The sequence below is a fragment of the Streptomyces sp. NPDC060049 genome, from assembly GCF_042736715.1.
GTDB lineage: Bacteria > Actinomycetota > Actinomycetes > Streptomycetales > Streptomycetaceae > Streptomyces.
This window is the reverse complement of the sequence record NZ_JBHWVV010000010.1, coordinates 50162-71633: the sequence shown is the minus strand read 5'-3', so window position 1 is coordinate 71633 and position 21472 is coordinate 50162. Positions and strand designations below refer to the sequence as shown.

The 21472-nt window shown below is 72.5% G+C and carries 22 protein-coding genes and 1 riboswitch; of the genes, 10 read left to right on the top strand and 12 right to left on the bottom strand.

The annotated features are described in order from the left end of the window. Positions 1–231 precede the first annotated feature (231 nt). Both ACFWBY_RS20060 and ACFWBY_RS20055 read left to right on the top strand, forming a co-directional pair. Positions 232–1596: a class II 3-deoxy-7-phosphoheptulonate synthase gene (locus ACFWBY_RS20060; RefSeq protein WP_385336483.1), complete on the top strand. Its 1365-nt coding sequence runs from the start codon at positions 232–234 to the stop codon at positions 1594–1596. A 164-nt stretch (positions 1597–1760) separates the two neighbouring features. Further along, positions 1761–2027 carry a bacterioferritin-associated ferredoxin gene (locus tag ACFWBY_RS20055; RefSeq protein ID WP_385336456.1) on the top strand — a complete coding sequence of 89 codons (267 nt, stop codon included), beginning with the start codon at positions 1761–1763 and terminating at the stop codon, positions 2025–2027. A gap of 23 nt (positions 2028–2050) precedes the next feature. Here ACFWBY_RS20055 and bfr read toward each other — a convergent pair whose 3' ends face one another. Continuing rightward, on the bottom strand, positions 2051–2530 hold the full coding sequence (gene bfr, locus ACFWBY_RS20050; RefSeq protein WP_385336454.1) for a bacterioferritin: 480 nt from the start codon (positions 2528–2530) through the stop codon (positions 2051–2053). A 173-nt stretch (positions 2531–2703) separates the two neighbouring features. Between bfr and ACFWBY_RS20045 the strand changes: the two genes are divergently transcribed. Next, positions 2704–3336, top strand: a complete 633-nt coding sequence (locus ACFWBY_RS20045) for a sulfite oxidase-like oxidoreductase (protein WP_385336452.1) — start codon at positions 2704–2706, stop codon at positions 3334–3336. 28 nt (positions 3337–3364) lie between these two features. On the opposite strand, the gene ACFWBY_RS20040 is transcribed toward ACFWBY_RS20045, so the two are convergent. The 6 genes from ACFWBY_RS20040 to thiO all read right to left on the bottom strand — a co-directional run bounded on the left by ACFWBY_RS20040 (position 3365) and on the right by thiO (position 9089). Further along, positions 3365–3877 (bottom strand): DUF4396 domain-containing protein, encoded by a 513-nt coding sequence (locus tag ACFWBY_RS20040; protein WP_385336450.1) that lies wholly within the window; start codon positions 3875–3877, stop codon positions 3365–3367. 84 nt (positions 3878–3961) lie between these two features. Next, on the bottom strand, positions 3962–4834 hold the full coding sequence (locus ACFWBY_RS20035) for a deoxyribonuclease IV (protein WP_385336448.1): 873 nt from the start codon (positions 4832–4834) through the stop codon (positions 3962–3964). A gap of 9 nt (positions 4835–4843) precedes the next feature. Beyond that, positions 4844–6742 carry a Stk1 family PASTA domain-containing Ser/Thr kinase gene (gene pknB, locus ACFWBY_RS20030; RefSeq protein WP_385336446.1) on the bottom strand — a complete coding sequence of 633 codons (1899 nt, stop codon included), beginning with the start codon at positions 6740–6742 and terminating at the stop codon, positions 4844–4846. 154 nt (positions 6743–6896) lie between these two features. After that, positions 6897–7691, bottom strand: a complete 795-nt coding sequence (locus ACFWBY_RS20025; protein ID WP_385336481.1) for a thiazole synthase — start codon at positions 7689–7691, stop codon at positions 6897–6899. Positions 7692–7704: 13 nt separating this feature from the next. Beyond that, entirely contained in the window at positions 7705–7905 is a 201-nt protein-coding gene (gene thiS, locus ACFWBY_RS20020; protein WP_385336444.1) for a sulfur carrier protein ThiS, read from the bottom strand. After that, positions 7902–9089 carry a glycine oxidase ThiO gene (thiO, locus tag ACFWBY_RS20015; protein ID WP_385336442.1) on the bottom strand — a complete coding sequence of 396 codons (1188 nt, stop codon included), beginning with the start codon at positions 9087–9089 and terminating at the stop codon, positions 7902–7904. Before thiO ends, thiS begins: the two co-directional genes overlap by 4 nt. Beyond that, positions 9087–9199, bottom strand: a riboswitch (TPP riboswitch). (Overlaps the previous gene by 3 nt.) A 115-nt stretch (positions 9200–9314) precedes the next feature. On the opposite strand from thiO, the gene ACFWBY_RS20010 reads away from it, so the two are divergent. The 5 genes from ACFWBY_RS20010 to ACFWBY_RS19990 all read left to right on the top strand — a co-directional run bounded on the left by ACFWBY_RS20010 (position 9315) and on the right by ACFWBY_RS19990 (position 13982). Beyond that, the gene (locus tag ACFWBY_RS20010; protein WP_385336440.1) at positions 9315–10667 is read left to right on the top strand and encodes an NAD(P)/FAD-dependent oxidoreductase; all 1353 of its coding nucleotides are present in this window, start codon (positions 9315–9317) and stop codon (positions 10665–10667) included. Between the two features lie 211 nt (positions 10668–10878). After that, positions 10879–11244 (top strand): Rv2175c family DNA-binding protein, encoded by a 366-nt coding sequence (locus ACFWBY_RS20005; RefSeq protein ID WP_385336438.1) that lies wholly within the window; start codon positions 10879–10881, stop codon positions 11242–11244. A 111-nt stretch (positions 11245–11355) separates the two neighbouring features. Next, complete coding sequence (gene thiE / locus ACFWBY_RS20000) at positions 11356–12006, top strand: thiamine phosphate synthase (protein WP_385336436.1); 651 nt, start codon at positions 11356–11358, stop codon at positions 12004–12006. Positions 12007–12113: 107 nt separating this feature from the next. Continuing rightward, positions 12114–13028, top strand: a complete 915-nt coding sequence (gene metF, locus ACFWBY_RS19995; RefSeq protein WP_385336434.1) for a methylenetetrahydrofolate reductase [NAD(P)H] — start codon at positions 12114–12116, stop codon at positions 13026–13028. 51 nt (positions 13029–13079) lie between these two features. Next, positions 13080–13982: a hypothetical protein gene (locus ACFWBY_RS19990; RefSeq protein ID WP_385336432.1), complete on the top strand. Its 903-nt coding sequence runs from the start codon at positions 13080–13082 to the stop codon at positions 13980–13982. A 48-nt stretch (positions 13983–14030) separates the two neighbouring features. Here the strand turns inward: ACFWBY_RS19990 and ACFWBY_RS19985 are convergent, their stop codons facing one another. The 5 genes from ACFWBY_RS19985 to ACFWBY_RS19965 all read right to left on the bottom strand — a co-directional run bounded on the left by ACFWBY_RS19985 (position 14031) and on the right by ACFWBY_RS19965 (position 18264). After that, positions 14031–15446 carry a phytoene desaturase family protein gene (locus tag ACFWBY_RS19985; protein WP_385336430.1) on the bottom strand — a complete coding sequence of 472 codons (1416 nt, stop codon included), beginning with the start codon at positions 15444–15446 and terminating at the stop codon, positions 14031–14033. 9 nt (positions 15447–15455) lie between these two features. Continuing rightward, positions 15456–16070: a DUF4126 domain-containing protein gene (locus ACFWBY_RS19980; RefSeq protein WP_385336428.1), complete on the bottom strand. Its 615-nt coding sequence runs from the start codon at positions 16068–16070 to the stop codon at positions 15456–15458. Positions 16071–16206: 136 nt separating this feature from the next. Next, on the bottom strand, positions 16207–16608 hold the full coding sequence (locus ACFWBY_RS19975; RefSeq protein ID WP_385336426.1) for a DUF3040 domain-containing protein: 402 nt from the start codon (positions 16606–16608) through the stop codon (positions 16207–16209). Between the two features lie 327 nt (positions 16609–16935). After that, a complete protein-coding gene (locus tag ACFWBY_RS19970) occupies positions 16936–17694 on the bottom strand; it encodes a class I SAM-dependent methyltransferase (protein WP_385336424.1) in 759 nt (252 codons plus the stop codon). Between the two features lie 72 nt (positions 17695–17766). Beyond that, positions 17767–18264 (bottom strand): SAV_6107 family HEPN domain-containing protein, encoded by a 498-nt coding sequence (locus ACFWBY_RS19965; RefSeq protein ID WP_385336422.1) that lies wholly within the window; start codon positions 18262–18264, stop codon positions 17767–17769. Positions 18265–18519: 255 nt separating this feature from the next. Between ACFWBY_RS19965 and ACFWBY_RS19960 the strand changes: the two genes are divergently transcribed. Together ACFWBY_RS19960 and ACFWBY_RS19955 are read left to right on the top strand one after the other, a co-directional pair. After that, the gene (locus ACFWBY_RS19960; protein WP_385336420.1) at positions 18520–19392 is read left to right on the top strand and encodes an ATP-binding cassette domain-containing protein; all 873 of its coding nucleotides are present in this window, start codon (positions 18520–18522) and stop codon (positions 19390–19392) included. Continuing rightward, positions 19364–21448, top strand: coding sequence for a YhgE/Pip family protein (locus ACFWBY_RS19955; protein ID WP_385336418.1), 2085 nt, complete (start codon positions 19364–19366; stop codon positions 21446–21448). The genes ACFWBY_RS19960 and ACFWBY_RS19955 overlap by 29 nt, the downstream gene beginning before the upstream one ends. The last annotated feature ends 24 nt before the right edge of the window (positions 21449–21472 follow it).

The window sequence follows — 21472 nt, the reverse complement described above, 5'->3', positions numbered from 1 at the left end:
CGGCGCAAACGCGGAAGGCCGCCCCTCGGGGCGGCCTTCGCTTCGCTCGTGTCTTCAGGTACGCGCGAGAAGTGGGCCGCCGGGAGCGGGCCACCACCAGTTCTGGTTCGAGTGCGCGTACATGCGGTGCACCCTAGCCCACTCGGTGGGGCGAACGGGTGGGTAACACAGGGAGGGACATCCATCTCACGTAGTGGGCGTCGGGCCGGACGTGCCGTGCGACGCCGTAAGGTGTATGGGGTGACCGTGAACGCTGAAATCCAAGCCCCCGCCTCCAAGGCGACCTGGCGAGACCTTCCCGCGGCGCAGCAGCCTTCGTACCCCGATGCCGAGGCCCTGCGCGCTGTCGTCGCGGACCTCGAGTCGTATCCTCCCCTCGTCTTCGCGGGTGAGTGCGACCAGCTGCGCGCCCGTCTGGGAGCCGTCGCCAAGGGCGAGGCGTTCCTGCTCCAGGGCGGCGACTGTGCCGAGGCCTTCGACGCCGTGTCCGCCGACCACATCCGCGCCAAGCTGAAGACGCTGCTCCAGATGAGCGCCGTCCTGACGTACGCGGCCTCCGTGCCCGTCGTCAAGGTGGGCCGCATCGCCGGGCAGTACTCCAAGCCGCGCTCCAAGGACACCGAGACCCGCGACGGCATCACCCTGCCGACCTACCGCGGTGACTCCGTCAACGGCTTCCCCTTCACCGAAGAGGCCCGGATCCCGGACCCCGAGCGGCTGAAGCGGATGTACCACGCGTCCGCCTCGACGCTGAACCTGGTGCGCGCCTTCACCACCGGCGGCTACGCCGACCTGCGCCAGGTCCACGCCTGGAACCAGGACTTCGTGAAGTCCTCCCCGTCCGGGCAGCGCTACGAGCAGCTCGCGCGGGAGATCGACAACGCGCTGAACTTCATGAAGGCGTGCGGCACCGACCCGGCCGAGTTCAAGGCCGTCGAGTTCTACGCCTCCCACGAGGCGCTGCTGCTCGACTACGAGGGCGCCCTCACCCGTACCGACTCGCGTACCGGCCGGCTGTACGACACGTCCGGCCACATGGTGTGGATCGGTGAGCGCACGCGCCAGCTGGACCACGCGCACATCGAGTTCTGCTCGCAGATCGCCAACCCGATCGGCATCAAGCTCGGTCCCACCACCACGGTGGACGAGGCGCTCACCTACATCGACCGGCTGGACCCCGAGCGCGAGCCGGGCCGGCTGACCTTCGTCGTCCGCATGGGCGCCGACAAGGTCCGCGACAAGCTTCCCGAGCTCGTCGAGAAGGTCACCGCCTCCGGTGCGACCGTCGCCTGGGTCACCGACCCGATGCACGGCAACACCTTCGAGGCGGCCTCCGGCCACAAGACGCGCCGTTTCGACGACGTGCTCGACGAGGTCAAGGGCTTCTTCGAGGTCCACAAGGGCCTCGGCACCCACCCGGGCGGCATCCACGTCGAGCTCACCGGTGACGACGTCACCGAGTGCGTGGGGGGCGGCGACGAAATCTTCGTCGACGACCTGCACCAGCGCTACGAGACGGCCTGCGACCCGCGCCTCAACCGCAGCCAGTCCCTGGACCTGGCGTTCCTGGTCGCCGAGATGTACCGCGACCAGTAGAGCGGCGAGCTCAGTGTGAGCACCTCATGACGATGGGGCACGGATCGAATGTGATCCGTGCCCCATCGTCGTATCCGGCCCTTTTAGGGGACCCTAAGTTTGGGTATGGTTAGGTAAGCCTCACCGAATAGGGGAGGGGCTGGCCGACCATTCCTGCCGGGGAGGTGAACCGCGTGTACGTCTGCTCTTGCTTCGGGATCACCGACAAGCAGGTCAAGGACCACGCGGCTGCCGGGGCCTGCACCCCCCGCCAGATCGCCTCGGAGACGAAGGCCGGCACCGACTGCGGTTCCTGCGTGCGCACCATCCAGGGCCTCCTCGGTCGCGGGGCGTGCCCCCGCCGGGAGCTGCTGGAGAAGGGCGACGCCGCCGCCGTACTCGCCGCGGACCCGCTGGTGCCCGTCGGCGCGGAGCTCGCCGAAGCCGCGTAAACCCCGTCGGCGCCCTGCGGCGGCTAGCTCTCCGGCTGCTCGATGAGCTGCGCGATGTAGAGCGCCTCGCCGATGGACTCGATGAGCTCCAGCTGGGTGTCGAGGTAGTCGATGTGGTGCTCCTCGTCCTCCAGGATCTCCTCGAAGAGACGCGCCGAGGTGACGTCACCCTTGCCGCGCATGACCTCGATGCCGCGCTTGAGTCGGTCGATCGCCTCGACCTCGACCTGGCGGTCGCACTGGAACATCTCCGTTAGCGTCTGGCCGACGCGCACGTGGAAGAGGCGCTGGTAGTTCGGGAGGCCGTCGAGCATCAGGATGCGCTCGGTGATCTTGTCCGCGTGCTTCATCTCGTCGATGGACTCGGCACGGGTGTACTTCGCGAGCTTCGTCCAGCCCTTGTTGTCCTGGATCCGGTAGTGGAGCCAGTACTGGTTGATGGCCGTAAGCTCGCCGGTCAGCTGCTCGTTGAGAAACTCGAGGACCTCGGGGTCGCCCTGCATCGCAGAGGCTCCTTCCAGGCAATGTCAGCAAAGTGACGGAACAGGTGCGCGCATCCTCGCATCGCCACCGGTGGCCGTCCAGTAAGTGCCTCCTTAGTGGGAGTTGCCGTGACTTGCCCGAATCGGCCCGTACCTGGTCATGACCACCCTGCCAAGTCTGTCACCATGGAGGTATGGGTCAGCCGGAAAGCCGGGAATCTCCGGGATCAGAGCAACTGGAGCTTCCCCCGGGGCAGAGGCTGCAGCGAGGCTGGCCGGTCACCCATTACGGGCCGGTCCCCAAGTTCAAGCCGGACCGCTGGGAGTTCCGCGTCTTCGGTGCGACGGCCGACGGGGACAAGCACTGCTGGAACCACGAGGAGTTCGCGGCGCTGCCGTTCGAATCCGTGGTGGCGGACCTGCATTGCGTGACGAAGTTCAGCATGCCCGGCGCCGAGTGGGGCGGCGTGCTCGCGCGCACGATCCTCGACCTCGCCCCGCCGTCCCCGCAGGTCACGCACGTGATGGTGTGGGCCGAGTACGGCTTCAGCTCCAACATGCGCCTCGCCGACTTCGCCTCCGAGCGGTCGGTCTTCGCCACCCATCAGGGCGGTGAACTGCTCACGGCCGAGCACGGTTTCCCGTTGCGGCTCGTCGTGCCCCACCTGTACGCCTGGAAGGGCCCCAAGTGGGTCCGCGGCGTCGAGTACATGACCGCCGACCGCCGCGGCTTCTGGGAGGAGCGCGGCTACCACAACATCGGCGACCCCTGGCGGGAGCAGCGCTACTCCTACCAGGAGGAGCCCGGGGACGGCCCCGAACTGTAGGTCGCCAGCTCCACCGCCGCGCCCCCGTTCAGTGGTGGTACTGGTGGACGACCGCGTGCCCCTTGCCGCGGCCGATCATCCACTTGTTGACCGGCGTCGTGACGACGAAGGCCACCGCGAGCGAGATCGCCAGCGCGATCCAGAACAGCGCGTCCGACAGCATCGCGTCCATGGCGCCGGGCCACAGGACGATGACCCCGTTGTCGATGAGCTCCATGACGGCGATCGAAAGGGTGTCCGCCGCCAGCGCCACCCGGACGGCCGTACGGAGGTCCACGCCGGCCGTGAGGATCCCGCGCAGGGTGAGCGCGTAGCCGAAGAAGAACGCGAGGACGATCGCGAGGACCATCGTCGGGACGTTCCCCCAGCCGAGCGCGGTGCCGATGACCATGCCGAGCACTTCGCCGATGGCGCATCCGGTGAGGCAGTGGAGGGTGGCCCGCGCCGCGGCGGCCCAGGTGACCCCTCCGCCTCCGTGCCCGCCGTGCCCGTGGTGCTCGCCGTGTCCGTGGTGCTCGTGGTGCTCGGGTGTGTGCTCCATGACGACCCCCTGATGGGAAACGCGAGTAGCGGTTCTGCCGTAATGACGGAACCGTATACCCCCATGGGGTATTCCCTCAACGGGTCACCCGAGTCCGCGGAGCTCCTTGAGTAGCGCCACGTCCGCCGCGTGGCCCTGCTTGCCGCCCGGCGTTTCCGTGATCAGCGGTACCCCGTCCATCGCAGGATGCGTGAACAGCTCGGCGAAGGCGTCCCGGCCGATGTGGCCCTGCCCGATGTTCTCGTGCCGGTCCTTGTGGGCGCCCACGCCCTCCTTGGAGTCGTTCGCGTGCACCAGCTTCAGCCGGCCCTCGCCCACCGCGTCCACCAGCAGGTCCAGCGTCTGCTTCGTCCCGCCAGGCTCCGCCAGGTCGTGCCCGGCCGCGAAGACGTGGCAGGTGTCCAGGCAGATCCCGAGCTTCGGGTGGTGGTCGAGGGCGTCGAAGTACGGGCTGAAGTCCCAGGTCCGGGAGCACAGCGAGGAGCCCTGCCCGGCCGTCGACTCCAGCAGCAGGAAGGGGTCGTCGTCATGCGTCAGCTCGTCGAGCAGTGGCAGCATGTGCTCCCTGACCTGCGCGTACGCAGCCTCGCGCGGGCGGCCCCCGGTCGCCGATCCGGTGTGGACGACGACCCCGAGCGCGCCGATCGCCCGGGCCCGGCGCAGTGAGTGGCGCAGTGACTCCACGGACTTCTCGACCGTCGCCTCGGTGTGCGAGCCGAAGTTGATCAGGTACGGCGCGTGGACGTACGCCGGGATCGATCCGGTCGCGCACGCCTCGCGGAACAGCTCGTCCTGCGCCGGGTTGCCGACCGGGGTCGCCCAGCCGCGCGGGTTGGCGACGAAGACCTGCACGGCCTCGGCGCCCATCTCACGGGCGTAGGCCAGCCCGACCGAGGCGAGCCCGCCCGCTACCGGGACATGCCCGCCCACTGGATTGCGGCCCGTTGAATTGCTCATGGCGTGCGGTCAAAGCCCCTTGGTCCTGATGGTGATCGTGCTGCCTTCGGCGGCGCTCTGGCCGGCGGGCACCGACTGGGATTCGATGGTGTTGCTGAAGGAGAGGAAGGGCCTGTCGACCTTCACCTTGAAGCCCAGCCCCTCCAGGGCCTTCTTGGCCGTCTCCACGTCCTGGCCGGTGACGCCCGGGACCGGGATCTGCCGCGGGCCCTTGGATACGGTGAGCGTGACCGTGTCACCGGTGGCGGCCTGGGTGCCCGCGCCGATCGACTGGTTGGCCACCGAACCCGCGGGGGAGGGGGAGTTGACCTGCTCCGGGGCCGTCGCCACCTTCAGGCCGAGGTCCTCCAGGAGGGAACGGGCCTGGTCCACGGGCTTGCCCGTCACGCTCGGCACCGGTACCGGGCGGCCCTTGCTGACCAGCAGCGCGACCTCGGTGTCCAGGGGCCGCTTCTGGCCGCCCGGCGGATCCGTGCCGATCACCGAGCCCTGGGCGACTTCCTGGCTGAAGGCCTGCGTGAGCGCCCCCACACCCAGACCGGCCGAGGCCAGCTCCGCCTTCGCCGCCTCCAGCGGCTTGCCCTTCAGGTCGGGCACCACGACGACCTCGGGGCCGCGCGAGACGGTGAGCGTCACCGCGCCGTTGCCGCGGATGCGCCTGCCGCCCGAGGGATCGGTGTTCATCACCGTCCCCTTGGCGAAGGAGTCGCTGAACTTCCGATCGACCCGCTTCACGCCGAGACCGGCGTCCGACAGGCGGGACTTGGCGTCCGCCTCGGTCTTGCCGAGCAGGTTCGGGACCTTCGTGAACTGTCCGGAACTGATGTACCAGACGCTCGTGCCGAGGCTGAGGGAGAGCAGCACGCCGACGACCACGAGCAGCAGCCCGCGCCGGCGCGGCCGCCGGGGGCCGGCCGGGGGCAGCGGCGGAGACGCCAGCCGGGACGTGTGGGACAGCGGCGCGGAGTGCGGGGCGACCGGCCGGGGGATCACGCTGGTGCGGTCCTCGGCGGCGGTCCGCTCCTGGGCGCGCGCCTGCGGCGGTACGACGTCCAGCTCGGCCTCGCCGAGCCGCGCGCGGGCGTCCCGGGCCAGCCCGAGGAGGGCGGCGGCGTCGTGGGGCCGCAGCTCGGGATCGCGGGCCGTGGCGTGGGCGACGAGCTCGTCGAGCGCGGCCGGCAGGCCGGGGACGGCCGCCGAGGGGGGCGGGACGTCCTCGCCGAGGTGGCGGTAGAGCACCTGGGCGGGATTGTCGCCGGTGTGCGGCTTGGAGCCCGTGAGCATCTCGTAGAGCACGACACCGCAGGCGTAGACGTCCACGCGGGTGTCGGTGACACCGTTCTGGATCTGCTCGGGGGCGAGGTAGGAGACCGTGCCGAGGACGGAGCCCGTGGTGTTCGTGACGGAGTCGACGGACCGGACCAGCCCGAAGTCGGCCACCTTGACGCGGCCGTCGTCGCCGATCAGCACGTTCTCGGGCTTCATGTCGCGGTGCACGAAGCCGGCCCGGTGCGCGGCGCCGAGGGCGGCGAGGACCGGTTCGAGGATGTCGAGGGCGGCACGGGGCTGCAGCGCACCGCGCTCGCGGAGCACGTCGCGCAGGGTGCAGCCCGAGACGTACTCCATCGCCAGGTACGTGTAAGGCCCGTGCATGCCCTGGTCGAAGACCGCCACCACATTGGGGTGGGCGAGGCGGGCCACGGACTTCGCCTCCCGGATGAACCGGTCGACGAAGGCGCCGTCGGCGGCGAGCGCCGGGTGCATCACCTTCAGCGCGAGCACGCGGTCGAGGCGGGTGTCGACGGCCCGGTAGACCGTGGCCATGCCGCCGGCCGCGATACGGGCGTCCACGCGGTAGCGGCCGTCGAGCGTCTGCCCGACAAGGGGGTCTTCCATGGTCGTGTCCACCCGGCGATTCTACGAGGGCCGGGCGCGGTGCCGTCCCGGGGACCGTGGTTGCAGCGCAGCTGTGACGCGGCGGTCCGCCTGCGGCGCCGCTGCCGGGGTCGGCCCCGAGCCCGCGCCCCACACGCCGGCGGGGCCCGATCGCCGGCCCACGGGCTCAAAACGCCGGGCGTTCCGGGTCGAGGGCGGCGCGGCCCTCCACCGGGGAGGAGGGCTCCGCGAAGCGGCGCTCCGGGATGCGGCCCGCGCGGTACGCGAAGCGGCCCGCCGTCACCGCGTCCCGCATGGCCGCCGCCATCAGGACGGGAAGCTGCGCGCGGGTCACCGCGGAGGCGAGCATCACAGCCGAGCAGCCCAGCTCCATGGCCAGGGCCACGTCCGAGGCCGTGCCGGCCCCCGCGTCCAGGATCACCGGGACCCCCGCCCGCTCCGTGATCAGCTCGAAGTTGTGCGGGTTGCGGATGCCCATCCCCGAGCCGATCGGGGACCCCAGCGGCATGATCGCCGCGCAGCCCACGTCCTCCAGCTTGCGCGCGAGCACCGGGTCGTCGTTCGTGTACGGCAGGACCGTGAAGCCCTCGTCCACCAGGACCTCGGCGGCGTCGAGCAGCTCCACCCCGTCCGGGAGGAGCGTCCGCTCGTCCGCGACGACCTCCAGCTTGATCCAGTCCGTGCCGAGGGCCTCCCGGGCCAGGCGGGCGGTGAGCACCGCCTCGCCCGCCGTGAAGCAGCCCGCCGTGTTGGGCAGCACCGCGATCCCGAGCTTGGTCAGCACGGACAGGACGGAGCCCTGCACCGTCGGGTCCAGCCTGCGCATCGCCACCGTCGTGAGCTCGGTGCCGGAGGCCACCAGCGCCCGCTCCAGGATGTCCAGGCTCGGCGCCCCTCCCGTGCCCATGATCAGGCGCGAGGAGAAGCTCCGGCCGGCCAGGGTGAATGCGTCGTCGGGCATGTCCGCCATGTGCTCAGCCTCCCTGGACCGCGGTGAGGATCTCGACGCGGTCGCCGTCCCGCACGGAGGTGTAGGGCCATTGGCCGCGCGGCACCACCGTCTCGTTCAGGGCCGCCGCGACCCCCTTGGTGGCCTGGGTGAGGGTGGCGACCACCACGCCGAGCGTGGTTCCGGCCGCGATCTCGCGCTGCTCGCCGTTGACGGAAATGGTCATGCGTACGACTCCTGCCGCGTGAGGGCGAAACGACGGGGGGTGAAGGGGCGGGCGATCTCCGGGAGTTGGCCGGTGGTCAGCAGTTCCGCCATGACGTCGCCGGTCAGCGGGGTCAGCAGGACCCCGTTGCGGTAGTGACCGGTGGCCAGGTGCAGGCCGGGCAGGTCGGTCGGGCCGAGCAGCGGGGCGTTGTCCGGCGAGCCGGGCCGCAGCCCCGCCCGGGTCTCCACCAGCGGGAGTTCGGTGATGCCGGGTACCAGTTCGTGGGCGTCGCGCAGGAGCTCGTAGACCCCTCCCGCGGTGACGGTGGTGTCCCAGCCGAGTTCCTCGCTGGTGGCTCCGATGACGAGCTCGCCGTTCTCGCGAGGCACCAGGTACACGTGGCTGCCGCGCACGACGGCCCGTACCGTCCGCGACAGGAACGGCGCGTACGACGGCGGCACGGCGAGCCGCAGCACCTGGCCCTTCACCGGCCGTACGGGGGCCGCGACCTCGGGCGGTACGCCGTCCAGGCGCCCGCTGAGCGAGCCCGCGGCCAGCACCACCTGGCCGGCGGGCAGCTCGGTGGCGTCCGCGTCGTCGAGGACCGCCCCGGAAGCCCGGTCGGCGGTGATCAGCAGCCGCGCGGCCCTCGCGCGGTGGAAGGCGACCCCGGCCCGCTCGCAGGCGGCCAGCAGCGCGGCCGCGAGGCGCCGCGGGTCGACCTGGTGGTCGCCGTCCACGCGCAGGCCGCCGCGGACGCCGGGGGCCAGCATCGGCTCCAGGCGGCGGCACTCGCGGCCGGTCAGCCACTGCGACTCCAGGCCGCAGCGGCGCTGGAGGGCGTGCAGTTCGCGCAGGTGGAGGCGGTCGTCGGAGTCGAGGGCCACCGCGAGGGTGCCGCAGGCTCGATAGCCGATGTCCATGCCGCCACTGGCCTCGGCGAGTTCGGCGGCGAACTGCGGGTAGCGGGCGGCGGAGGCGACGTTGAGCCCGAGCAGCGTCTCCTCGCCGTAGTGCAGCTCGGTGACGGCGGCGAGCATGCCGGCCGCGACCTGGGCGGCGCCGCCGCCGGGCGCCGGGTCGGCCAGGGCGGTGCGCAGCCCGTGCCGGGCCGCCCGCCAGGCGGTGACCAGGCCGATGATCCCGCCCCCGATGACGAGGACGTCGTAGCCGGGACTCCGGCTCTTCCTGGATGAGTGCATGGGCGTCCAGCCCCTCCCTTCGCCGGCATGACCCGGATCAGGTTCGTACGGTCGGAGGCCGGCCAGCCTCCCTCTCAGCCCGGTGCGCCCGGACTCCCGCGATAGGTTCGGGGGCCAGAGTAACGCCGAGCCCGACGCCGGGTAAGCCTGCCTCCCCGCTGCGGTTCCGTGCCGGGTCCGCGCCCGCTATTCCTGACGGACCGTCAGATGATTAGGCTGGACCGCGTGAGCGAGCAGACGCAACAGACGGAACACACGCGGCGCGGCGTCGTCGTCGTAGGCGCCGGCATGGCCGGGGTCCAGACAGCGGTCGCCCTCCGGGAACAGGGCTGGACCGGCCCCGTCACCCTGTTGGGCGCCGAACCCCACCAGCCCTACGACCGGCCGCCGCTGTCCAAGGCGGTGCTCCTCGGCAAAGCCGAGGACTCGGCCTTCGACGTCGACTTCGAAGGCCTGGACATCGAACTCCGCCTCGGCGTCGAGGTCACCGGCCTGCGGCCGGCCGCCCGCGAGGTGGACACCGAGGCGGGCCCGGTCCCGTACGGCATCCTCGTACTGGCGACCGGCGCGCGGCCGCTGAACCTGCCCGGCGCGGAGGGCGTCCCGGGCGTGCACCTGCTGCGCACCCTGGACGACGCGGCCAGGCTCCGGCCGGTGCTCGCGGCGGCCTCGGCGGTGGTGGTCGTCGGCGCCGGGTGGATCGGCGCGGAGTTCGCCACGGCGGCGCGCGAGGCCGGCTGCGAGGTGACCGTCGTCGAGGCGGCCGACCGGGTCCTGGCGGGCGCGCTGCCGGCGGAGGTGGCCGGGCCGATGGGCCGCTGGTACGCGCAGGCGGGCGCCTCGCTGCTGACGGGCGCGCGGGTGGCCTCCGTGGAGGAGGGCCGGGTGCTGCTGGGGGACGGGCGCGAGCTGGCGGCCGGCGCGGTCGTCGTGGGCATCGGCGCCCGGCCCGCGACGGACTGGCTGGCGGGCTCGGGCGTGGAACTGGGTCCCGACGGCGCGGTCGTCGCCGACGAGCACCTGCGCACCTCGGTGCCCGGGGTGTACGCGGTGGGGGACTGCGCGTCCTTCCCCTCCGGGCGGTACGGGGCGCGGCTGCTGGTGCACCACTGGGACAACGCGCTGCAGGGGCCGAGGGTGGTGGCGGCGAACATCCTGGCGGCGCGCACCACCGACCCGGCCGGGGCGCAGGCCGCGGACCGGGGCGGCGAGGAGGCCGCGGGCCGGCGCGCGGACCGGGGCGGCGACGAGGTCCCGGGCCGGGGCGGTGACCAGGCCGCGGGCCGGACCGCGGAGCAGGTCTACGACCCGGTGCCGTACTTCTGGTCCGAGCAGTTCGGCCGCTTCGTGCAGTACGCGGGCCACCATGGCGCCTCGGACGCGCTGGTGTGGCGCGGCGACCCGGAGGCCGAGGCCTGGTCGGTGTGCTGGCTGCGGGAGGACCGGATGGTCGCCGTCCTGGCGGTGGGCCGCCCCCGCGACCTGGCCCAGGGCCGGCGCCTCGTCGAATCGGGTGCGCGGGTGGACCCGGCCAAGGTCGCCGACCCCGCGGTCGCACTGAAGTCGGCGACCGTGTGAAGCGTGTTCTTCGAAGGAGCGCCTGGCGCCGCGGGCGGAGCGGGATGTGTGAAACACGCCCCGATGCCGCGACCCGGCGGACCTTTCCGGTCACGGCACCAGCACGGGGAGTGCCGTCGGGAGGCTCGCGAGGGGGCGCGGGCGCCCGGCCGGGACCCGGACGGGGCCGCTCGGGTACCGGCAGCGAGTCCGAGATGGCAGGCTTGTGTCCGTGACCGAGATTGACGCAAAGATCGATGCCCTTGTTCCCGCCTGGCTGTACCTCCCCGACATCGCGGAGATGCTCGACATCGAAGTGACCAAGGTTCGCCAGCTGGTCAAGGAAGGTCAGCTGCTCGCGGTGCGCCGCGGCGAGAACCGCTCCCTCCAGGTGCCCGCCGCCTTCATCGACGGGGACAAGATCGTCAAGGGCCTGGTCGGCTTGCTGACCGTGCTCCGCGACGACCGCTTCACGGACGCGGAGATCCTGGAGTGGCTGTTCACCGCCGACGACAGCCTGCCGGGCACCCCCGTGCAGGCGCTGAGCGAGAATCGCGGCACGGAGGTGAAGCGCCGCGCTCAGGCGCTCGCCATCTGACCTGACCCCACCTCTCACGAGGTGGAGGCAGCGCAACGCCACGCGCGGTGTGCGGTCCCCGGCCGGGGACCGCACACCGCGTACGTACGACACACCATCCCGGGGGTACCCATGTCCGCCATCGCCGCCCAGCTGTCCGACGCCCGGCTCTACCTGTGCACGGACGCCCGCAAGCGGCAGGGTGACCTCCCCCGGTTCCTCGACGCCGTCCTCGCCGGAGGCGTCGACATCGTCCAGCTCCGCGACAAGGGCATGGAGGCCGGCGAGGAGCTGGAGCACCTCCAGGTCTTCGCCGACGCAGCCCGCCGCCACGGCAAGCTGCTCGCCGTGAACGACCGCGCCGACGTCGCGCACGCCATCGGCTCCGACGTACTGCACCTCGGACAGGGCGACATCCCGGTGCCCGCCGCCCGCGCCATCCTCGGCCGCGAGGTCCTCATCGGCCGCTCCTGCCACTCCGAGGCCGAGGCCGACGCGGCCGCCGCCGAGCCCGGCGTCGACTACTTCTGTACCGGTCCCTGCTGGCCCACCCCCACCAAGCCCGGCCGCCACGCCCCGGGGCTCGGGCTCGTGCGCCACGCGGCCTCGCTCGCCTCGGAGCGTCCCTGGTTCGCCATCGGCGGCATCGACGCGTCGAACCTGGACGAGGTGCTGGACGCCGGCGCCTCCCGCGTCGTGGTCGTCCGCGCCCTGACCGAGGCCTCCGACCCCGGCGCCGCCGCCGCCGACCTGGCCAAGCGCGTCCGCGCCCGCCTCGCCTAGGCCGCCCCTCCCGCTCCGGACGCTCCGAACCGCTCGGCCGTCTCATTTCCGTGTCCAATGCGTGGACACGGCTTCGGTGTCCCCGGGAGCGCGTCTAACCTGCCCGTATGGCCCTTGGTACCGCTTCCACCTGGTCGGACCGTGCGCACACGGTCCGAGACCTCCTCGCGTCCGGGCGCTCGTACTCCTTCGAGTTCTGGGCGCCCAAGACCGAGAAGGGCGAGCGCAACCTCTGGAACGCCCTGCGCCGGGTCGAGGCGGTGGCCCCGAGCTTCGTCTCCGTCACCTACGGCGCCGGCGGCTCCACCCGCGGCGGGACCGTGCGGGCCACCGAGCAGATCGCCGCGAACACCACGCTGACCCCCGTCGCGCACCTCACGGCGGTGGACCACTCCGTCGCCGAGCTGCGCCACGTCATCGGCCAGTTCGCCGACGCCGGCATCCGCAACATGCTCGCCCTGCGCGGGGACCCGCCGGGCGACCCGATGGGCCCGTGGGTGGCCCACCCCGAAGGCGTGCACTACGCCGCCGACCTGGTCCGGCTGCTCAAGGAGTCCGGAGACTTCTGTGTCGGCGTCGCGGCCTTCCCCGAGATGCACCCGCGCTCCGAGGACTGGGACACGGACATCCGACACTTCGTGGACAAGTGTCGCGCCGGTGCGGACTACGCGATCACGCAGATGTTCTTCGACCCCGAGAATTATCTGAGGATGCGCGACAGCGCCGAGAAGGCGGGCTGCGAGACCCCGATCATCCCCGAGGTCATGCCTGTTGTGGGCATCAAGCAGCTCGACCGGCTTCCCCAACTCAGCACCGCGGTCTTCCCCGCGGCAGTGAAAGAGCGCATGCTCGCCGTCAAGGACGATCCGGCCGCTGTACGCTCCATTGGCATCGAGTTCGCCACGGAGTTCTGCGCGCGGCTGCTGTCCGAGGGTGTCCCGGGACTGCACTTCATCACGCTGAACAATTCCACGGCGACTCTCGAGATCTACGAGAACCTGGGCCTGCACCAGCGGGCCTGACCGGCGGACCCCCGTTCCCTGGGTGGTCGGCCGTACCGAGAGGGGCCACGCATGGGTATGACGGTCCTCTACATCGCGTTCGGTTTCGTCGCGCTGTGGCTGCTTGCCGAGGTCCTGATGCAGTACAAGGCCCGGCTGCGCTGGCGTCTGCTCGCCTTCGCCGGCTTCCTCGGCGTCGTCGCCGGCGTCGTCCTGCCGTCCGTGCTCGTCATCGGCGCCGGCGCCGTCGCGTTCGCGGCGGGCCAGACCCTGGTGACCCTGTCCTTCCGCAAGGGATTCGTGGCCGGCTGGGCACTGCGCAGGGACAAGCCGGAGCCCGTCGTACCGCAGAGCCGGCGCCGCAGGGCCGCGGGCGGCCCGCGCCAGGAGCCGGCGCTCCAGGTGACGGCCCTGGAGTACGGCCCCGAGGCCGCGGCGGCGGACCCGGACGAGGACTCCGCGCAGTACGCCGACTTCGCCGGCCCCGGATCCGATCAGGGAAGTGCCGGGACACAGGACTACTACGCCGTGCAGCCGGTGCCCGAGGAGACCGGCTCGTACGGGATACAGAGCATCCAGAGCACCGGCTCCTTCGCCTCGCCGTTCACCACGGCCGAGCAGGACTCCCACCAGTACGCGGCCTACTACGACCCGCAGGTCCAGGGCGGCTACGACTACACCACCGGCTACCCGGCCCCCGGCGAGCAGCAGGTCTACGCCGCCTACTCGGACCCGTACATCGGCACCGGCGGGACCGTGGCACCCCAGCAGGCGTACGGCTACGCCCCGTACGGCACCTATGCCCCCGACCCGTACGCGCAGCAGCAGGAGCAGTACTCCATGGACACCCCGCCCGGCGGGGTCTGGGTCCCGCAGCAGCGGTCCACCGACGGGGGCGCCCAGCCCTACCCGGTGGAGGAGCAGCAGCAGTACCCGTACCAGGGCACCGGCGAGTACGAGCAGTACCGCTACTAGGCCGCCGCCGGTACGGGCCGCCGGCCCGCGCCCCGACGGGGCCGCCGCCTACTGCGAGCCGCGGAAGTCCGCGCCCTCCACGATCAGCCCGGCCACCAGGGCGCCCGTCATCCCCGCGTGCGCCAGTCCGCCGCCGGGGTGCGCCCAGCCGCCGGCGAGGTAGAGCCCCGGCAGTGCGGTGGTGTTCGCGGGGCGCAGCAGCCGGCCCCCGGCCCCGGCCAGCGAGGGGGCGGGCACGGCGCCGCCGACGGCACCGGTGGCCGCCTCGATGTCGGCCGGGGTGCGCAGTTCGTGCCACAGCAGCCGCTCCCGCAGACCGGGCACGGCGCGGGCCGCCGCGGCCAGCAGCTCCTGGCCGGACGGAGCGGGCCCGCCCGTCACCACCGCGTGCACGGTGACCGCCTCGTGGTCCGCGTCGGGCCGGGTGGCCGGGTCGTCGGGGCGCAGCACGGTGACGGACCGGTGGGGCTGGAGGACGGCCGGGACCGTGCGGTGCACGGCATCGCCGTCGCGGGCCCCGCGCAGCGCGGCGAAGAGGGTGTACCAGCGGGCGGGTTCCGCCGCGCGGGCGGGCGCGGCGCCCGCGTCCGGGGTGATCCCCAGCCGCCGCGGGTCGGCCGCGCAGACCACGGAACCGGCTTCGACCACGACGCCGTCGGCGAGCACCAGCCCGGCCGCACGGTCCTCCCGTACGAGCACCTCGCGGACCTCGGCGCCGAAGACAAAGTCCACCTTCCGCTCCAGGCACCGCTCGTACACGGCGGTGGCCAGCTCCCGGATCCCGCCGCGCACGTACCAGCTGCCGAAGGTCTGCTCCATGTAGGGCAGCACCGCCGCGGAGGCGGGCGCGGTCGCCGGATCGAGCCCGTACGCGCGCACCCGCTCGGCGAGCAGCCCCCCGAGGCCGTCGCCGCCGAGCTCGCGCGCGGCGACCTCGGCCAGCGTCGGCGGCCGGCGGCGCAGCAGCCCGCTGCCGCGCAGCGCCGGATAGGGGTCGCGGCCCAGCGCCTGGCGGTCGGGGCGCAGCGGCTCCTCCAGCAGCGGGCGGCGGGTGGCGTCCCAGGCGTCCCGGGCGCGGCCCAGGACCGCACTCCAGCGATCGCCCGCACCCGAGCCGAAGGCCTCGTCGAGGGTGGCTGCCACGCCTCCGTGCGATGTGCCCGGGAGGGTGACCGTCCGGCCGTCCGAGAGCACGTGCCGGACGGCAGGGTCGACCTGGACCAGCTCGGCGCACTCCTCCAGCGGCCGCTTGCCGGTCTTGACGAACAGGTCGCGGTAGACGGCGGGCAGGTGCAGCAGCCCGGGGCCGGTGTCGAAGACGAAGCCTTCGCGCTCGTAGCGGCCGACGGCGCCGCCGTAGGTCCCCCCGCGCTCGTACACCGTCACCTGATGCCCCGCCACGGCCAGCCGGGCCGCCGTAGCCATCGCGCCCATCCCGGCGCCGATCACCGCAATTCGTGCCATGGGCAGAGCCTACCGAGCGACGCGTGCCACCTCGGCGGCGAGCCGCTTCTCCTCGCGGCGCTGGGCCCGGCGGCGCAGGAAGCGGCGGATCCTGCTCCAGAGGTAGATCACCAGGGCGAGTCCGGCGACCAGCAGGACGGCCGCGATGATCGCGGCGGCCTGCGGGTTGAACATCGCGAACGTGACGATCCCGGCCACGCCGAGGTCCTCGGCGGTGCTCATGACGATGTTGGTGAAGGGCTCGGGCGAGGTGTTGATCGCCATGCGGGTGCCGGTCTTGACGAAATGGCTGGCCAGGGCGGTGGTGCCGCCGACCGCGCCGGCGGTGATGTCGGAGAGCGAGCCGCTCTGCCCGGCCAGCAGCGCGCCGACCACCGCTCCGGCCACCGGGCGGATCACGGTGTGGACCGCGTCCCAGAGCGAGTCCATGTACGGGATCTTGTCGGCCACCGCCTCGCAGAGGAAGAGCACCGCCGCGACGATCAGCACGTCGGGGCGCTGCAGGGAGGCGGGGACCTCGTCGGTCAGTCCGGTCGCGCCGAAGATGCCGAGCAGGAGGACCACCGCATACGCGTTGATCCCGCTGGCCCAGCCGCTGGTGAAGACCAGGGGGAGGACACTCACCCGGTCATCATGCCGTACGGGGCGTGTCCCGCGGCCGGACGCGGGGGAGGGGACGACCCCGTGGGAAGGCGGACACAGCAGTGAGGGGACGGCCGCCTTCCGGCGGCCGTCCCCTCACCCGAGTCTGTCGTCGGGGCTACTGCCCCTGTTCGTCACGGCGGCGCTGCCACCGTTCCTCGATCCGGGTCATCATCGACCGACGCTGCCGGTTCTGGCCATGGGCCGAACCGCCTGCACTACCGGAGGCGGGTTGCTCACCCGGCTTGGGGGCTTTGCGCCAACCGGTGACCACGAGAACCGTGCAGCCCAGCATGACGAGGAACCCCACCACGCTGATCCAAAGCACGTTCGGAATGATCACACCGGTCATGAGGAGCGCGATACCCACCACGATGCCGGCGACTGCCTGGTAGACCCGTCGCCGGGTGTACGTGCGCAGTCCGCTTCCCTCAAGCGCTGTAGCGAATTTGGGATCTTCGGCGTACAGCGCTCGCTCCATCTGCTCGAGCATTCGCTGCTCGTGCTCCGAGAGCGGCACGGGAGTCCTCCTCATCCGTCGGTCGCGGGGGGAGCGACCAGGGGTCCCCTTCAGGATAGGCGGGGAATCGCCCCCGTGACACCCGCCCTCTACGCCACGTTCTAAAAACACTGCCCTTGGAAAGTACCGAGGAAAGCACAGTGCCGTCTTGGAGACGGCGCTGTCACAAACGAGTGGTGCGCGAAGCCGGACCGCCCGCCCGGCGATCCTCGAGGGCGTTATTCCCCAGAGGTCCGCTCGGCATGCCGGTCACTGCCTCCGATCATACGGGGCACGGCGCCGGTTCGGAGGGTGAGTGGCCCACTGCGTGCCCGGAAGGTCCGCAGATCAGGCGGGCTTCTCGCCCAGCACGTGCAGCTGGGTGGCGACCGCGTGGAAGGCGGGCAGCTCGGCGGCGGCCTCTTCCAGGCGCAGCAGGGCCTCCACCGCGCCCGGCTCGGTGTCCACCAGAACACCGGGGACCAGGTCGGCGAAGACCCGGACGCCGTGCACCGAGCCGACCGTCAGACCGGCGTCGCCGACCAGCGCGGCGAGCTGCTCGGCCGTGAAGCGCCTCGGCACCGGGTCGCCCTGCCCCCACCGGCCGGCCGGGTCGGTGAGCGCCGTACGGGCCTCCGTGAAGTGCCCGGCGAGCGCGCGGGCCAGGACGGCCCCGCCGAGGCCGGCGCCCAGCAGGCTGAGGATGCCGCCGGGGCGCAGTGCGGCCACCGCGTTGGCGACGCCCTCGGCCGGGTCGTCCACGTACTCCAGGACGCCGTGGCAGATCACCACGTCGTACGCGTCGCGCTCGACGACCTCGAGCAGGCCCTGGGCGTCGCCCTGCACCCCGCGGACGAGGTCGGCCACGCCGGCTTCGGCGACCCGGCGCTCCAGCCCGAACAGTGCGTTCGGGCTGGGGTCGACCACGGTGACCCGGTGGCCGAGGTGGGCGACGGGCACGGCGAACTTGCCGGTGCCGCCGCCGGTGTCGAGCACGTCCAGCACGTCCCGCCCGGTCGCCTTCACCCGGCGGTCGAGCGCCTCCTTGAGGACCTCCCACACCACGGCGGTGCGGAGGGAGGCGCGGGGGCGGGAAGTGTCCGACACGGCTGATGGCTCCTCGGCGCGTTTTGGGTGAGCGGTTCGTGCCCACCCTATGGCCTTCGGCTGCCGGGCAGGTCATCCCGCGTCGGGACGCCCCGCACGCGCCAGCGGAAGGCCCGGCGGCGGGCCGGCGGGCGTGATCGGCCGGAGCGCGAGCATCCGCTCCACCAGGCGCAGGAACATCGCCACCTCGCGCACCAGGTCGTCCGCGTCCCGGCCGGTCGCCGCTCCCGCTATCCCCGCCTCGGCCCGCGCCCGGCGGGCCGCGCCGGAGGCGAAGAGCGCGCTCCACTCGGTCAGTTCGGGCGCTATCTCCGGGAGCACCTCCCACGCGCTGCGGATCCGGGGCTTGCGCCGCGGGTTCACCGGCTCGGGCCGCCCGCGCGCGGCCAGCACGGCCGCGGCGGCGCGCAGCGCGGCGAGGTGGGCGGTGGCGTACCGCTCGTTGGACCGGGTCAGCCGGGCGGCTTCGGCCAGGCCCTCGTGGGCCTTGACGAGCAGATCGAGTGCGGCGGGGGGTGCCGCCGACTTCCGCGGGACGGGGTGGACAGGGGACGGGGACGGTGTGGCCATGACGAACCTCCTGTCGTTGCGTGCGCTTGCGCGCTGCCTGGTGTGGCTCCGTGCGGTGTGGCTCCGTGCGGTGTGGTGCCGTGCGATTCCGTGCGTGTCCCCATCGTGAAGGCCCCCACTGACAATCGCGCTGACCTGCGTTTTCGCCCTCGCGGCAGCGGCATCGTCCGGACAACTTCCCCCCGGCGCGCACCGGATGCCGCCGAAGGTGCTAGTTTTTGAACTGACTGGTCAGTTCAAAAGAAGGAGGATGGCGTGGACAGCCCGCACGGCGCGGCCGTCAGGGCCGAGGCTTTCGGACTCAAGGGCCCGCGGGGCTGGGTGTTCCGGGGCGTCGGGATCGACGCGGAGCCCGGCTCGCTCATCGCGGTCCAGGGCCCCTCCGGAAGCGGCCGGACCTGCCTGCTCCTCGCCCTCACCGGCCGGATGAAGCCCACCGAGGGCCACGCCGAGATCGGCCGACACCGGCTGCCGAAGAAGATGGCCGCGGTCCGCCGCATCGCCGCCCTCGGTCCGGTGTCCGGGGTCAACGACCTCGACCAGGCCCTCACCGTCGCCGAGCAACTGCGCGAGGGCGCCCTGCTCCAGCGCCGCTACGAGGGCCCCGTCCGCGCCCTGCTCCGCCCGCGCGGCGAACGCCGCAGCTCCTCCGCGGCCCGCATCGACGCCGCACTGGCCGCCGCCGGACTGGACCTCGCCACCCTGCCCAAGGGCCCGCGCACCTCCGTGCGGGACCTGGAACGGCTGGAATCCGTACGGCTGTCGGTGGCCATCGCGCTGCTCGGCTCGCCCCGGCTGCTGGCCCTGGACGACCTCGACCTCAAGCTCTCGGACGCGGAGCGGGCCGAGGCCTGGGACCTGCTCCGCTCCCTCGCCGCCGGCGGCACCACCGTCCTGGCGGTGTGCAGCGAGGCCCCGGCCGACGCGACGGTGCTGCGGACGGTCGCGTCCGCCGCCGAGCCGCACACCGAGCCGGCCGCCGAACCGGGCGGGGACGACGCCGCCGGACCCCGGCCCGTGGACTCCAAGATCACCTGGGGCACCTCCGCGGGCACCGGCACCACCGACACCGACACCGACGACACGAAGGGGGACGACGATGCGCTCACCGAAACTGGCCGCGCTTGAGCTGAAGCGGTTCGGGCGGGGGAAGCTGCCCAGGGCCGCGCTCGTCGCGCTGCTCCTGCTGCCGCTGCTCTACGGGGCCCTGTACCTGTGGTCCTTCTGGGACCCCTACAGCCGCCTCGACAAGGTGCCCGTCGCCCTCGTCAACTCCGACCAGGGCGCCACCGTGAACGGCGAGCGCATCGACGCGGGCGACGAGATCACCCGCAAGCTGCACGACAGCAAGACCTTCGACTGGCGCGAGGTCAGCGCGGAGGAGGCGGCCGAAGGGCTGGAGAACGGTACGTACTACCTCTCCCTCACCATGCCCGCCGACTTCAGCACGAAGATCGCCTCCAGCTCCGGCGAGGACCCGGCGACCGGGGCCCTCCAGGTCCGCACGAACGACGCGAACAACTACATCGTCGGCTCGATCTCGCGCACCGTCTTCTCCGAGGTCCGCTCGGCGGCGTCGACCAACGCCTCCCGCGGCTTCCTCGACAAGATCTTCGTCAACTTCTCCGACCTGCACGACAAGACCGCCGAGGCGGCCGACGGCGCCGACAAGCTCACCGACGGCGCCGGCAAGGCCCAGAAGGGCGCCAAGGACCTCGCCGACGGCCTGGACACGGCGAAGGAGAAGAACGGCGAGATCACCGGCGGCCTGAAGAAGCTGAACGGCGCCGCCGGGCAGCTCGAGACCGGCACGAAGGACATCGCGGCCGGCACCCAGCGGCTCGCCGACAAGGTCGGCGGCGTCGCCGGCAAGGCCCGCCCCTTCCTCAAGGACCCCAAGCAGCTCGCGGACAGCGCCGAACTCGTCGCCGACACCGCCAAGGTCGTGGGCAACCACCTCGACACCTTCACCAAGGCCGCCCCCGCCGCCGCCACCGTCACCCAGCGCGTCTCCACCGGCGCCGCCGACGTCTACGCGAAGACCTGCACCACCGGCGCCAAGCCGCTGCCCGCCACCTGCCCCCAGCTCAAGAGGCTCAAGGACGACGCCGCCGAGGGGGCCGAGCTCGCGGGCGACGTCGACACGCTCGTCAAGGACGCCGGCGGCGACATCGGCACGCTCCGCAAGCAGCTCTCCGACCTGGAGGACGAGGCCCGCAAGCTCGCCGTCAAGGCGCCCGGACTCTCCGCCGACATCGACGCGGCCGTCACCCAGGTGAACGCCCTCAACGACGGAGCCCACAAGGTCGCCACCGGCATGGCCAAGCTGCACACCGGCATCGGCACCGCCACCGCGGGCTCCGGCGCCCTCGGCGAGGGCGTCGGCAAGCTCGGCGACGGCGCGCACAGCCTCGACGGCGGCCTGGTCAAGCTCGTGGACGGCAACGGCGAACTCGCCGGCGGGCTCCACGACGGCGCCGGCAAGATCCCCGACTACGACCAGCAGCAGCGCGACGCCCGCACCCAGGTGATGGCCGATCCGATCCAGCTGGCCAACCAGTCCCTGCACAAGGCGCCCAACTACGGCACCGGCTTCGCCCCCTACTTCATCCCGCTCTCGCTGTGGGTCGGCGCGATGGTCGCCTACATGCTGATCGCACCGCTGAACCGGCGGGCGCTCGCCGCCGGCGCCTCGCCCTGGCGGATCGCCTTCGCGGGCTGGCTGCCCGTGGCCGGGCTCGGCGCCGCGCAGGTGGCCGCGCTGATGTCCGTACTCCACTGGGGGCTCGGCCTGCAGATGGCCCGGCCTGCGCTCACCGTGGCCTTCCTGATGCTGGTCACCGGCTGTTTCGCCGCGATCGTCCAGTGGCTCAACGCCAAGTTCGGCGCCGCCGGACGGATCCTGGTGCTGGCCGTCCTGATGCTCCAGCTGACCTCGGCCGGCGGCACCTACCCCGTCCAGACCAGCCCGGGGTTCTTCAACGCCATCCACCCCTACCTGCCGATGTCGTACGTGGTCGAGAGCCTGCGCCGCCTCATCACCGGCGGCGACCTCACCCCGGTCTGGCAGGGCTGCGCCGTACTGGCCGCCTTCACCGCGGGCGCCCTCGCCCTCACCGCGCTCGCCGCCCGGGGCAAGCAGGTGTGGACGATGGACCGGCTGCATCCGGAACTGAGCCTGTAGCCGGTGCGGAGCGGCAGACCTGTG

What these genes read in the sequence shown, in the direction of transcription:
- ACFWBY_RS19990 (WP_385336432.1), top strand. Translation starts at nt 13,080, where the DNA reads ATGGGTATGACGGTCCTCTACATCGCGTTCGGTTTCGTCGCGCTGTGG.
- ACFWBY_RS20045 (WP_385336452.1), top strand. Translation starts at nt 2,704, where the DNA reads ATGGGTCAGCCGGAAAGCCGGGAATCTCCGGGATCAGAGCAACTGGAG.
- thiO (WP_385336442.1), bottom strand. Translation starts at nt 9,089, where the DNA reads ATGCACTCATCCAGGAAGAGCCGGAGTCCCGGCTACGACGTCCTCGTC.
- ACFWBY_RS20035 (WP_385336448.1), bottom strand. Translation starts at nt 4,834, where the DNA reads ATGAGCAATTCAACGGGCCGCAATCCAGTGGGCGGGCATGTCCCGGTA.
- bfr (WP_385336454.1), bottom strand. Translation starts at nt 2,530, where the DNA reads ATGCAGGGCGACCCCGAGGTCCTCGAGTTTCTCAACGAGCAGCTGACC.
- thiS (WP_385336444.1), bottom strand. Translation starts at nt 7,905, where the DNA reads ATGACCATTTCCGTCAACGGCGAGCAGCGCGAGATCGCGGCCGGAACC.
- metF (WP_385336434.1), top strand. Translation starts at nt 12,114, where the DNA reads ATGGCCCTTGGTACCGCTTCCACCTGGTCGGACCGTGCGCACACGGTC.
- ACFWBY_RS20025 (WP_385336481.1), bottom strand. Translation starts at nt 7,691, where the DNA reads ATGCCCGACGACGCATTCACCCTGGCCGGCCGGAGCTTCTCCTCGCGC.
- ACFWBY_RS20040 (WP_385336450.1), bottom strand. Translation starts at nt 3,877, where the DNA reads ATGGAGCACACACCCGAGCACCACGAGCACCACGGACACGGCGAGCAC.
- thiE (WP_385336436.1), top strand. Translation starts at nt 11,356, where the DNA reads ATGTCCGCCATCGCCGCCCAGCTGTCCGACGCCCGGCTCTACCTGTGC.
- ACFWBY_RS19965 (WP_385336422.1), bottom strand. Translation starts at nt 18,264, where the DNA reads ATGGCCACACCGTCCCCGTCCCCTGTCCACCCCGTCCCGCGGAAGTCG.
- ACFWBY_RS19955 (WP_385336418.1), top strand. Translation starts at nt 19,364, where the DNA reads ATGCGCTCACCGAAACTGGCCGCGCTTGAGCTGAAGCGGTTCGGGCGG.
- ACFWBY_RS19985 (WP_385336430.1), bottom strand. Translation starts at nt 15,446, where the DNA reads ATGGCACGAATTGCGGTGATCGGCGCCGGGATGGGCGCGATGGCTACG.